At 74.2% G+C, this 11920-nt stretch carries 13 protein-coding genes; 7 read left to right on the forward strand and 6 right to left on the reverse strand.

Annotation, left to right across the window (positions count from 1 at the left end; all coding sequences use genetic code 11):
- Positions 1-161 precede the first annotated feature (161 nt).
- The 4 genes from msrB to LG632_RS09400 form a co-directional block, all read right to left on the reverse strand.
- Entirely contained in the window at positions 162-569 is a 408-nt protein-coding gene (msrB, locus tag LG632_RS09385) for a peptide-methionine (R)-S-oxide reductase MsrB (protein ID WP_226726436.1), read from the reverse strand.
- 23 nt (positions 570-592) lie between these two features.
- Positions 593-1987 carry a UDP-N-acetylmuramate--L-alanine ligase gene (gene murC / locus LG632_RS09390; protein WP_226726437.1) on the reverse strand — a complete coding sequence of 465 codons (1395 nt, stop codon included), beginning with the start codon at positions 1985-1987 and terminating at the stop codon, positions 593-595.
- 43 nt (positions 1988-2030) lie between these two features.
- Positions 2031-2498, reverse strand: coding sequence for an indole-3-glycerol phosphate synthase (locus tag LG632_RS09395; protein WP_226726438.1), 468 nt, complete (start codon positions 2496-2498; stop codon positions 2031-2033).
- A gap of 127 nt (positions 2499-2625) precedes the next feature.
- Positions 2626-3471, reverse strand: a complete 846-nt coding sequence (locus LG632_RS09400) for a pyrimidine reductase family protein (RefSeq protein ID WP_226726439.1) — start codon at positions 3469-3471, stop codon at positions 2626-2628.
- 36 nt (positions 3472-3507) lie between these two features.
- Between LG632_RS09400 and zapE the strand changes: the two genes are divergently transcribed.
- The 5 genes from zapE to LG632_RS09425 all read left to right on the forward strand — a co-directional run bounded on the left by zapE (position 3508) and on the right by LG632_RS09425 (position 8562).
- On the forward strand, positions 3508-4605 hold the full coding sequence (zapE, locus tag LG632_RS09405) for a cell division protein ZapE (RefSeq protein WP_226726440.1): 1098 nt from the start codon (positions 3508-3510) through the stop codon (positions 4603-4605).
- Positions 4606-4674: 69 nt separating this feature from the next.
- Positions 4675-5100, forward strand: coding sequence for an OsmC family protein (locus tag LG632_RS09410; protein ID WP_226726441.1), 426 nt, complete (start codon positions 4675-4677; stop codon positions 5098-5100).
- Between the two features lie 130 nt (positions 5101-5230).
- On the forward strand, positions 5231-6586 hold the full coding sequence (locus tag LG632_RS09415; protein ID WP_226726442.1) for an alkaline phosphatase PhoX: 1356 nt from the start codon (positions 5231-5233) through the stop codon (positions 6584-6586).
- Positions 6587-6754: 168 nt separating this feature from the next.
- Complete coding sequence (locus LG632_RS09420; protein ID WP_226726443.1) at positions 6755-7618, forward strand: PPK2 family polyphosphate kinase; 864 nt, start codon at positions 6755-6757, stop codon at positions 7616-7618.
- 38 nt (positions 7619-7656) lie between these two features.
- Positions 7657-8562 carry a polysaccharide deacetylase family protein gene (locus tag LG632_RS09425; protein WP_226726444.1) on the forward strand — a complete coding sequence of 302 codons (906 nt, stop codon included), beginning with the start codon at positions 7657-7659 and terminating at the stop codon, positions 8560-8562.
- Between the two features lie 28 nt (positions 8563-8590).
- Here the strand turns inward: LG632_RS09425 and LG632_RS09430 are convergent, their stop codons facing one another.
- Positions 8591-9265 carry an AIM24 family protein gene (locus LG632_RS09430; RefSeq protein WP_226726445.1) on the reverse strand — a complete coding sequence of 225 codons (675 nt, stop codon included), beginning with the start codon at positions 9263-9265 and terminating at the stop codon, positions 8591-8593.
- Between the two features lie 79 nt (positions 9266-9344).
- Between LG632_RS09430 and LG632_RS09435 the strand changes: the two genes are divergently transcribed.
- A complete protein-coding gene (locus LG632_RS09435; RefSeq protein ID WP_226726446.1) occupies positions 9345-10097 on the forward strand; it encodes a peptidyl-tRNA hydrolase in 753 nt (250 codons plus the stop codon).
- 18 nt (positions 10098-10115) lie between these two features.
- Here LG632_RS09435 and LG632_RS09440 read toward each other — a convergent pair whose 3' ends face one another.
- Positions 10116-10946 carry a hypothetical protein gene (locus tag LG632_RS09440; RefSeq protein ID WP_226726447.1) on the reverse strand — a complete coding sequence of 277 codons (831 nt, stop codon included), beginning with the start codon at positions 10944-10946 and terminating at the stop codon, positions 10116-10118.
- A gap of 179 nt (positions 10947-11125) precedes the next feature.
- Here LG632_RS09440 and LG632_RS09445 point away from each other — a divergent pair.
- A partial coding sequence (locus LG632_RS09445; protein ID WP_445271387.1) for an MbnB/TglH/ChrH family RiPP precursor modification enzyme occupies positions 11126-11920 on the forward strand: 795 nt, incomplete at its 3' end.

Consider the following 11920-nt stretch of genomic DNA (forward strand, 5'->3'; position numbering starts at 1 on the left):
CGGGGGAACGTCCTTGCGAAGGCGCTGATCATATCCAGCCATGGCGGGAACCGGATATGGCGATCGCGAAATCGTTCGACACCCCGGCCCGACCGCCGGGGAGCACGAAAGCGCCGGCCCGGCTCCCCGCGGAGCCGGGCCGGCGCCCGGCCGGTGTGGTGTCACTCCCCGTCGGGCGTCAGCCGCAGGGAGATGCTGTTGATGCAGTAGCGCTGGTCGGTGGGGGTGCCGTAGCCCTCGCCCTCGAAGACGTGGCCCAGGTGGGAGCCGCAGCGGGCGCAGCGGACCTCCGTGCGGACCATGCCGTGCGAGGTGTCGGCGAGGAGTTCGACCGCGTCGGAGTCCTTCGGGTCGTAGAAGGACGGCCAGCCGCAGTGGGAGTCGAACTTGGTCTCGGAGCGGAACAGCTCCGCGCCGCACGCCCGGCACGCGTAGGTGCCGACCGTCTTGGTGTCGGTGTACTCACCGCGGAAGGCCGGCTCCGTGCCCGCCAGGCGCAGGACCTGGTACTCGGAGGGGGTCAGCTCGGCCTGCCACTGCTCGTCGGGCTTCTCGACTTCGTACGCCATGGCGTTCTCTCCCGCTCCTCGGTTCAGTGCGTCAGGTGCGCGAGGATCTGCGGACCGATGTCCGTGACGTCCCCGGCGCCCATGGTGAGAACGAGATCACCGGGCTTGGCCATTCCCGCGATCACCCCGGCCGCGGCCGCCTTGTCGTGCTCGGCGGTGACGTCGGCGCCGGCCGCGCGGGCGGCGGCGATGATGATCTCGCTGGTGACGCCGGGGACCGGGTCCTCGCGGGCCGGGTAGATGTCCAGGACCACCGAGGCGTCGGCGAGGGCCAGGGCCTGGCCCATCTCCGTACCGAGCTCCTGGGTGCGGGAGAACAGGTGGGGCTGGAAGAGGACCAGGATCCGGGACCCGTCGGCGGCGCCGCGGATGGCCTCCAGGTCGGCGGTCATCTCGGTGGGGTGGTGCGCGTAGGAGTCGATGACCTGGACGCCGGCGGCCTCGCCCTTGAGCTGCAGGCGGCGCTTGACGCCGGTGTACTTGCCGAGCGCGGCGGCCAGGTCGTCGGCGGGGACGCCCAGGGCGACGCCGGCGGCCAGGGCGGCGACGGCGTTGTGCGCGTAGTGGCGGCCCGGGACGGAGACGGTGAAGACGATCTCGCGGCCGGCGAGCTCGACCCGGACCTCGCTGGTCAGACCGCGCGGGGTGACGGCGAGAATGCGGACGTCGGACTTCTCGGACTCGCCGTAGGTGACGACGTTCAGGTCTTCCTTGCCGGCGACCCGGGCGGCGATCTCGGCGGCGCCTTCCTGGTCGGCGGCGACGACCAGGGTGCCACCGGGGACGATCTTGCCGACGAAGGTCTCGAAGGACTCGTAGATCTCGTCCATCGAGGCGTAGTTCGCGTGGTGGTCCAGCTCGGCGTTGAGGACGATCGCGACCTGCGGGTCGTACTTGTGGAAGCTGCGGTCGCTCTCGTCCGCCTCCGCCACGAAGATGTCGCCGGTGCCGTGGTGGGCGTTGGAGCCCGGGGCGTCCAGGTCGCCGCCGATGGCGTACGAGGGGTCCAGGCCCAGCGCCGAGAGGGAGACCGCCAGCATCGAGGTGGTGGTGGTCTTGCCGTGGGTGCCGGCCACGGCGATGGGCCGCAGGCCCCCCATCAGCCCGGCGAGCGCGTCGGAGCGGTGCACGACCGGCACTCCGAGCTCGGCGGCGCGGGCCAGCTCCGGGTTGTCGGCGCGGATGGCGCTGGAGACGACGACGCAGGTGGCGTCGTCGGCGAGGTGCTCCGCGGCGTGCCCGACGTGGACGGTGGCGCCGTGGGCGCGCAGCGCCTGGGCGGTCTCGGAGTCGCGGGCGTCGCTGCCGGCGACCCGGGCCCCGCGCTGGGCGAGGATCTTGGCGATCCCGGACATCCCGGCCCCGCCGATGCCGATGAAGTGCGGGCGGTCCATGGCGGTCGGCAGGCCGGGCGTCATACGGGTTGCTCCAGGATCGAGGCGAAAGGTGTGCGGGCCCAGCCTATTCGTTGTGGGCGAAGAGCTTCAGCACCGGAACGCCGACCTTGTGGCGGGCGCGGGAGGCCCAGTCCCGGTGGAAGAACTCCTCCACGAAGTGGGGGGCGGTCAGGACGATCACCTCGTCGGCGCCGGACTCCTCCACGACGGACTTCAGCTTGTCGAGCGGATGGTCCTCGATGATCTGCCCGACCGCCTCGCAGCCCCTCTTGCGCAGGGCCTGCAGGGAGTGCTCGAGCGCCTGCTCGGCGGGGCCGCGGGCGTCGGCGCCCTCGGGTTCGTCGCCCTCGCGGATCGCCTCCGGCAGCTCGCCGAGCGCGACGTCGTCGATGGCGCGCAGCAGCCGGTCCTGGTCGCCCCGGGGCTGCATGAGGACGAAGAAGGAGACCGGGTCGTCTCCGTGCAGGGTGGTGACGAAGTCCACGTCTACGGATGTCAGAGGCTTCTCGATCATCAATACGCTCGTGAACACGGACGCCCTCTCCTTCATGGGCCCTGGCTGGCCCCTGCGGAAACCATCCTGCCCCGCGGAAGGACGGGGCTTGCGCAGATATATGTGCCCAGCGGAGGCAAAGCGGAACGAGAAATTCCGCTCCTTGTCAGATCCGACGGTAGCTCGTGTACAGGAACCCGGCCTCCTCCAGCAGGGACGCCAGCCGGAACCGCGCCGGCACGGCCAGACCGGGCCCGCCCGCGATGCGCTGGGCGTCACCCGACGTGAGCATCGGGGACAGCGTCAGGCACAGCTCGTCCAGGACCCCGGCGGCCACGAACTGGCCCAGCAGCCGCGGCCCGCCCTCGGTCAGCTGACGGCGCAGCCCCCGCTCGGCCAGCGCCCGGACCGCCCGCTCGGGGTCCACGGCCGCGCCCTCCCCGGCGAACACCACCTCGACCCCGGCCGCGGTCGCCGCGGCGAGCCGGTCGGCGGGGGCGGCGGCGCCGGTGACCAGCAGGGTGGGCACCAGCGGGGCGCTGAACAGCGGCAGTCCGAAGTCCAGGTCCAGCCCGGCCGAGACCACCGCGATCGCCGGGGCGGGCCCCTGCCCGGCGGCCGCGCGGCGGGCGGCGAAGGCCTCGCGGGCGCGGGCCGGGCGGTAGCCCTCCTGGCGAACCGTTTCCGCCCCGACCACGACCACGTCCGCCAGCGCCCGCAGGGTGCCGAAGACCCGCATGTCGGTCTCGCTGGAGATGGGCTGGGAGCGGCCGTCGTGCTGGGCGGCCCCGTCGAGCGTGGAGACCATGTTCCCGCGCAGCCAGTGGGCACCCTCGGCGAGCTCGGGGTAGGCGTAAGCCTCGGCCAGCTCGTCCAGCGACCACTCGCGGTCGCCGTCCCGCTCCGGGTCGTGACCGGCTCCGGGCTCCGGGTCGCGGCCGTGCGGGCGGTCGGGCTCGCGGTGCGGCGTGGCGGGCGGTGTCTGATCGGTCACAGGGAACAGGCGTCGCATCGGTGCAGTGTGCCACGCGCCGTAGAGTGGAATGCTGTGCCGACCTCACTCTCCCCGTCCGGTTCCACCACCGGGCGGATAGCCGACGCGGGCCCGCAGTCCCTGTGCGCCCGCGAGCCCCATGTGCCCGCCGAGCGGCTGGTCGCCGAGATGGTGCCGCCGCCGCGCTTCGACGGGGTGCGCTTCGAGACGTACGTCCCGGACCCGAACCAGCCCAGCCAGGCCGAGGCCGTCGGCACGCTCAGCGCCTTCGCCGCCGGGCTCGGCGGGGCCCACGCCTCCGGCGCGGGCAGGCGCCGCTGGTTCTCGCGGGCCCCCAAACCCCAGGCCGGCCCCCGCGGGGTCTACCTCGACGGCGGGTACGGCGTCGGCAAGACCCACCTGCTGGCCTCCCTGTGGCACGCCACCCCGGCCGAGCCCGCGCTCAAGGCCTTCGGCACCTTCGTCGAGCTGACCAACCTGGTCGGCGCGCTCGGGTTCCAGCAGACCGTGCGGACCCTCGGCGGCCACCGGCTGCTGTGCATCGACGAGTTCGAGCTCGACGACCCGGGCGACACCGTGCTCGTCTCCAGCCTGCTCAGCAAGCTCGTCGAGCAGGGCGTGGCGCTCGCCGCCACCTCCAACACGCTGCCCGGCAAGCTCGGGGAGGGCCGGTTCGCCGCCGTCGACTTCCTGCGGGAGATCCAGGGCCTGTCCGCCCACTTCCGCACCCTGCGCATCGACGGCGAGGACTACCGGCACCGCGGGCTGCCCGAGGCCCCGGCGCCGTACACCGACGAGCAGGTGGCCAAGGCCGCGTACGCCACCCCCGGCGCGACCTTCGACGACTTCCCCGGCCTGCTGGAGCACCTGGCCCGGGTGCACCCGAGCCGCTACGGCGCGCTGACCGACGACATATCCGCGGTCTGCCTCACCGACGTCACGCCGGTGCCCGACCAGTCGACGGCGCTGCGGCTGGTGGTCCTCGCCGACCGCCTCTACGACCGGGAGATACCCGTGCTCGCCTCGGGTGTCGCCTTCGACCGGCTGTTCAGCGAAGAGATGCTGAACGGCGGTTACCGCAAGAAGTACTTCCGGGCCATCTCGCGGCTCACCGCCCTCGCCCGCGACGCAAAGGGGCTGGTGGCGCAGTAGGTTGGGGGACGCCGGGTCGGCCGCAGGCCGGCGCCGGCCGTTTCCGCTTCTTCTGCGAAGGGATCCACCATGGCCACCGTCCGCCACGCGCACACCGTCTGGGAAGGCAACCTGCTGCAGGGCAAGGGTGTCGTCAGCCTCGACTCGTCGGGCCTCGGCTCGTACGACGTCTCCTGGCCGGCCCGGGCCGAGCAGCCGAACGGGAAGACCAGCCCGGAGGAGCTGATCGCCGCGGCCCACTCCAGCTGCTTCTCGATGGCGCTGTCGCACGCCCTTGACGGCGCGGGCACCCCGCCCACCCGCCTGGAGACCAAGGCCGACGTCACCTTCCAGCCGGGCGAGGGCATCACGGGCATCCACCTGACCGTGCGCGGCGAGGTCCCCGGCCTGGACGCGGAGGGGTTCACCGCCGCCGCCGAGGAGGCCAAGAAGAACTGCCCGGTCAGCCAGGCCCTGACCGGTACGACGATCACCCTGAGCGCCGAGCTCGCCTGAGCGCGACCGGACACGCGGCGTCCGCCGCGCGGAGCGCCCTGCCGCGGTGCTCCGCGCGTCGGGGCCGCGGGCCCCGGCGCGCGTGGTACCACGGCTGGCACCACCTCTCCTGTCCCTCCTGGGGGTTGCCATGTCCGTGGACCGTCGCACGGTGCTCAGCGGTGCCGCCCTGGTGTTCAGCGGGGCGCTGGGCGCCCTGTTCGCCGGCGGTGCGGACGCCGTGCCCGCGCCGCGGGGCGCCGCCGGCGGGTACGGCCCGCTGGTGCCCGATCCGCACGGGCTGCTGGACCTGCCGCACGGCTTCTCCTACCGGGTGCTGTCCCGGGCGGGTGGACGCCTGCGCTCCGGTGAGGGCCGGGTGCCGGGCCACTGCGACGGCATGGCCGCGTTCCGGGCCGGGGGCGGCCGGGTCCGCCTGGTGCGCAACCACGAGAACCGCGCCGACGCCCCGCTGCCCGTGCCGAAGGTGCCCGGGCTCGTCTACGACCCGTACGCGCGCGGCGGGGCCACCGTCCTCACGCTCGACGCGGCCGGGGAGGTCACCGGCGAGCGGGTGGGCCTCGCCGGTACGGCCGTCAACTGCGCGGGCGGGCGCACCCCGTGGCACACCTGGCTGTCCTGCGAGGAGACCGAGGACCGCGCGGGCACGGCCGGTTACGCCGAGGACCACGGGTACGTCTTCGAGGTCGACCCGGCCGATCCGCGCCGCACCGGCGCGGTTCCGCTGACCGCGCTCGGCCGGTTCCCGCACGAGGCCGTGGCCGTGGATCCGTACCGGGGGACCGTCTACGAGACCGAGGACGCCTTCGTGGCGCCGTTCGGGCTGTTCTACCGCTTCCTGCCGCACCGGCCGCTGGGCGGGGTCGGCTCGCTGCGGGCGGGGGGCACGCTGGAGGCCATGCGGGTGCCGGGGGTCGCGGACCTCTCGGTGGTGCAGGAGCCGGGCGCGGAGTTCCCTGTCGAGTGGGTGCCGGTGCCCGACCCGTCGGCGGCCCGGACCCCGGTCCGGCTCCAGGACTTCGGGCCGCGCGGGATCACCCACGCGCAGAAGCTGGAGGGCTGCTACTGGGGCGGCGACGGCGTCCACTTCGTCTCCAGCTACGCCCGCGGCCGCGAGGGCGCGGCGGCCGACCACTTCGGCCAGGTGTGGTTCCACGACCCGCGCACCGGCCGGATCCGCCTGGAGGTGGTCTTCGGCCCGGCCACCGACGTGGCGCTGCCCGGGGAGTCCCCCGACAACATCTGCCTGTCGCCCGACGGCGGGCTGATGGTGTGCGAGGACGGCGGCGGGGCGCAGTACGTCTTCGGTGTGACCCGGCGCGGCGCGGTGTACCCGCTGGCCCGCAACGCCGACAACACCGGCACGGCGCAGGCGCCGCAGTGGAGCGAGTTCGCGGGGGTGACCTTCGCCCCGGACGGCCGCACGCTGTACGTCAACGCCTACGACCCCGGCACGACCTTCGCGGTGACGGGCCCCTGGCACTGACCGCCGCTCGCCCTCTCCTTCTCCCCTTCTCCCCTTCCCTCCTCTCCCTCTCCCTCTCCTCCCCCGCCACCCCGCCCGTCCCTGTCCTCCCGCGTCGCGGCCCCGGACGATCGGCCGGATGATCGGAGGGGAGCAGTCCGGGGGACCGACCGGAGGGAGCGGGTCGCCGTGGCGCACACGCAGGAGCCGTCCGGGCCGTCGCTGAGCAGCCTGCTCCGGGTCGCTCCCGGTGAGCGGCCCTCGCTCGCCTGGCGCGACCCGGGCGGGCTGCCCGCCGGGCCGCGCGACAAGGCGGCGGGAACCGCCGCGACCGCGGCGCTGGCCGACCGGTTGGCCTCCCTGCAGGAGCGGCTGTACGCCCAGGCCACCGCGGGCGACCGCCGGCGGCTGCTGCTGGTCCTGCAGGGCATGGACACGTCCGGCAAGGGCGGCACGGTCAAGCACGTCAGCGGGATGTTCGACCCCTCCGGCTGCCGGGTGAAGGCCTTCAAGGCACCGACCCCCGAGGAGCTCGCGCACCCCTTCCTCTGGCGGGTCGCCCGGGCGCTGCCGCTGCCGGGCGAGATCGGGTTGTTCGACCGCTCGCACTACGAGGACGTGCTGATCGCCCGGGTCCGCGGGCTGGTCCCGCGCAAGGTGGTCGCACGGCGGTACGACCGGATCAACCGGTTCGAGCAGGCTCTCGTCGACGACGGGGTGACCGTGGTGAAGGTGTTCCTCCACATCAGCTGGGAGGAGCAGCGGGCCCGGCTCCTGCGCCGACTGGACGACCCGACCAAACGGTGGAAGTTCGACCCGCGCGACCTCGACGAACGCGCCCTGTGGCCCGCCTATCAGGAGGCGTACGAGCGGGCGCTGCACCGCTGCTCCACCGAGGCGGCGCCGTGGTTCGTCGTGCCCGCGGACCGCAAGTGGTACCGCGACTGGGCGGTGAGCACGTTGCTGGCGGAACATCTGGAGGCAATCGGTCCGCGGTACCCGGCGGCCGACTTCGACGTGGACGAGTGCCGTGCGCGTCTGATTTCCAGATAGTCATATATTTTGCATGAGTGACCATTTCACTGCGCACAGTGGCAGCCGTTGCCGTGCTCGGCGCCGCCCTCGCCGGATGCGCCGGCGGCACCGGTGGACCCGCCGGGGGCCGGGCGGGCGACCGTACGCCCACCGCCGGCACCGCCTCCGGAGCCCCCGCCGCCGGATCGCCCTCCCCCGGCGCGTCGGCGCCCGCCGCGGGCGCCCAGGGCGCCTCCCCGCAGGCCGCCGCCGGCCCCGGCAGGGCACCCACCCTCGCCCCCGGCCCGAACGGCCTGACCCCCGTCTTCGCACGCGCCCAGCAGCGGACCGACAAGACGGTCGCGCTCACGTTCGACGCCGACATGACCGCCGACCAGGGCCCGCGGGCCGCCGCCGGTGAGCGCTTCGACAACCCCCAGCTCGTCGACACCCTGCGCGCGCTGAAGGTGCCCTCGACCATCTTCATGACGGGCCGCTGGGCCGAGGAGTACCCCGACCAGGCCAAGGCCATCGGCACCGACCCCACCTTCGAGATCGCGAACCACTCCTACAGCCACCACGCCTTCACCTCCCCCTGCTACGGCCTGCCCGCCCTCGACGGCGCCGCCGCCCGCTCCGACGTGGACCGGGCGTTCGAGGCGTTCCGCAAGGCCGGCGCCGTCAACACCGTCCCCTACTTCCGCTTCCCCGGCGGCTGCTACGACGACCAGGCCCTGCGGGCGCTGTCCACGGCCAAGGTCACGGCCGTCCAGTGGGACGTGGTCAGCGGCGACGCCTTCGCCACCGACCCGTCGGCGGTCGCCCAGCAGGTGCTGAACGGGGTCAGGCCCGGCTCGGTGGTGGTCATGCACTGCACCCGCAGCGCGGCCCCGGTCACCGAGGAGGCGATCCGGACGATCGTCCCGGAGCTGCGCAAGCGCGGCTACCGCTTCGTCAAGGTCTCCGAGCTCATGGGGACCTGAGGGCCGCCCGGCCGACGCGGGCCGGCGCTCAGTGGCCGGCCTGCGTCTCGACGACCTCGCTCGGGCGGACGATGACGAACCCCTCGCCGCGCAGCTGGAGCTGCACGGCCTCGCCGGAGCCGCCGCGGATCATGGAGCCGACCGACTGCGAGCGGTGCAGCCCCGTCTCCAGGTGGGCGCTCCAGCCGACCACCGCGTCGGTGTCCACGTACACCGGGGACTGCGCCGTCACGGGGATGACGATCGGGTTGCCGTCGCAGACCACGGCGAGCTTGCCGGTCCCGGTGAAGACGCTGTTGAAGAGGCCTCCGCCCGTCATGCCGGCGCCCTTCACCATCTTGATCTCGTAGGAGAGGGTGGGGTCGAAGCACAGGACGTTGCGCCCGTTGACGGTCAGGGCGTCGCCCGGTTCGAGGTCCACGATGAAGCAGTTGCCGCCCTGGTGGGCGAACCAGGCCTCGCCCTGGCCGCGCACCGCCATCAGCGCCAGGCCCTCACCGGTGACGGCCCGCTTGAGCATGCCGCCTATGCCCTGGCCCTTGCGCTCGAACTGCAGGTTGCCGCGGAAGGCGATCATCGAGCCCTGGCGGGCCAGCATCTCGCCGTTGACGGCGTACTTGACGGACTTGGCGTTCTGGAGGGACATCCCCGGGGCGGCGGCGGGCTGGGCGAGGTTCTCGGAGGCAAACAGGTCGCTCTTCATGCCGACGATCCTCCCGTGCCCCTGGAGCGGGGGCATCCTCCTGAAGTCGGAAACGTCCCTTCCTGGCAGACTGTGCCGGATGAGCAGCGTGAACGACACCCACGAAGGCCCCGGCGCGCAGCCCCGCGCGCAGCGGGACGGCCACCCGTTCGCGGCGCGGCGGATGGCGCGGGACGAGGCCCCGCAGTTCGTCCTGCCGCTGGTGGTCCGGATCGAGAAGGACGGCCCGCCGGCCCGGACCGACGCCCTGGAGACGGCGGCCCGCGCGGTGCTCGTGCTGCTCTCGGACGACCGGGCGCGGGGCGAGGGCGAATGGGCCGAGGTGGTGCGGAGCTGGCAGGACGCCCGGATCCGCAAGGTGGTGCGGCGGGCGCGCGGAGCGGAGTGGCGCAAGGCGGGCACCCTGCCCGGCATCACCGTGCACGGCGCGGCGGCCGAGGTCCGGGTGTTCCCGCCGGTGCCGCTGGACGGCTGGCCCAAGGAGCTGGCCAAGCTCCAGGTGTCGGGCACGGACCTGGACGACCCGGAACCGGCCGGTCCGGTCCCGCCCGGGGTGCCGGTGCTGTGGCTGAACCCGGCGCTGGAGATGTCCGCGGGCAAGGCCATGGCCCAGGTCGGGCACGGGGCGCAGCTGGCCTGGTGGGAACTGGGCGCGGCGGAGCGCGAGGCCTGGCGCGCGGCGGGCTTCCGGCTGGCCGTGCGGACGGCTCCCGCGGAGGCCTGGCCGGAGCTGGCCGGGGGCCGGCTGCCGCTGGTGCGGGACGCCGGGTTCACCGAGATCGCGCCCGGCAGCGCCACCGTGGTCGCGGACCATCCGGCGCTGCGGGCCTGAGCCCGCGCCGGGCCGGGCTCAGCCGGTGACGTCCGTACGGAGCTGGGCCCGGGCGGTGGCGAGCAACTGCGGCAGCTGCGAGGGCCGGGCGTCGTACTGCTGGTCGTTGACGAGCAGTTGGTAGACCTGGCCGTGCTCGCCCGCGACGAAGACCTCGCTCCGGTGGCAGGGGACGTCCCGGCCGGGCCAGTGGTAGTCCAGCTCCAGCCGCGCGGCGTCCCGGTCCCCCTGGCGGTCGGCGTGGGTGGTGGCGGTCAGCGCCTCCATCTTCGACTCCTCGGTCCTGCGGTACCAGGCGAGCTGTCCGACGGCGGCCGACTGCGCCGTGCGGCCGTTGCTGCTGTCCCGCTTCACCCCGATCACGTACCGGCCGTCGGGGGACACCCAGGTGGCCTGGAGGGCCGTGTCCACATCCAGCTTCCAGCCGTCCGGCACGGCCAGCGCGAGCGTGAGGGCCTTCGCCCGCACGACGTGCCAGCCGGACGGCACCGGCGGCGGTGACGGCTGCGCGGGGCGGTCCGGCGCCGGCGGGACCGACGGCGCGGGGGACCCCGAGGGGCCGGAGGACGACGGCGCGGCGGAGCCGGACGGGCCGCCGGGCAGCGGACCGGTGGGGGCGGCCGAGGGACTCTCGGCGGGCGGCGCGACCGGGCGGCCCTCTCCCGCGGAGACCGACCGCCTGTCGCCGGGGCCGCCGCCCGAGCCGAGGAACCCGAACAGGCCGAGCACCAGGGCGGCCAGGGCGGTCACCGCGGAGAGCACGGCGGCCAGCTCGGCGGCCTTCCTGGTCCTGCTCCGGCGGCCGTCGTCGCCGCGTTCGCCGTCCCCCGACGTCACCACGTCGCTCATCGCGCCCCCCGGCTCCCCGACTGCGAAACCCGCCGGCCCAACTCCACCAGAGTGCCCCGCCCGGCGGGGCGGAACCTCAAATGTTGCTCTGAACGTCTCCGCTCGCGGTTGGCCGGTCCGTGCCGGGGTCATCACCTCCGCACAGAACGTCGGAAGGGGGCGAGGGGGACATGGAGGCCATGGCGCGCCTGGGAGTGGGGATCGGCTGGCGGCCGGAGATCGCCGACGTGGTCGAGCGACTGCCCGGACTGGACTGGGTGGAGGTGGTGGCCGAGAACGTGTGTCCCGGGCATCTGCCCGCGTCGCTGCTGCGGCTGCGCGAGCGCGGGGTGACCGTCGTCCCGCACGGGGTCTCGTTGGGCCTGGGCGGTGCGGACCGGCCGGACCCGGGGAAGCTGGCCGCGCTCGCCGAGCGGGCGGTGGCGCTGGGCGCGCCGCTGGTGACGGAGCACATCGCGTTCGTGCGGACCTCCACCCCGGCGCTGGAGGCCGGGCACCTGCTGCCGGTGCCCAAGACCTGGGACGCCCTCGAGGTGCTCTGCGAGAACGTGCGGATCGCCCAGGACGCGCTGCCGGTGCCGCTGGCACTGGAGAACATCGCGGCGCTGCTGCGCTGGCCGGACGAGGAGCTGACGGAGGCCCAGTTCCTGACGGAGCTGGTGGAGCGGACGGGTGTGCGGCTGCTGATCGACGTGGCCAACCTGCACACCAACCACGTCAACCGCGGCGAGGACCCGCTGGCCGTGCTGGACGCGCTGCCGGCCGGGGCACTGGCGTACGTGCACGTGGCGGGCGGGATCGAGCGGGACGGCGTCTGGCACGACACGCACGCCCACCCGGTGCCGCCGCAGGTGCTCGCGCTGCTGTCGCAGCTGCGCGCCCGGACCGACCCGCCGGGCGTGCTGCTGGAGCGGGACGACGACTTCCCACCGGAGCAGGAGCTGGCGGGGGAACTGGACGCCGTCCGCGGGGCG

The organism is Streptomyces antimicrobicus, assembly GCF_020532625.1.
GTDB classification, from domain to species: Bacteria; Actinomycetota; Actinomycetes; order Streptomycetales; family Streptomycetaceae; genus Streptomyces; species Streptomyces antimicrobicus.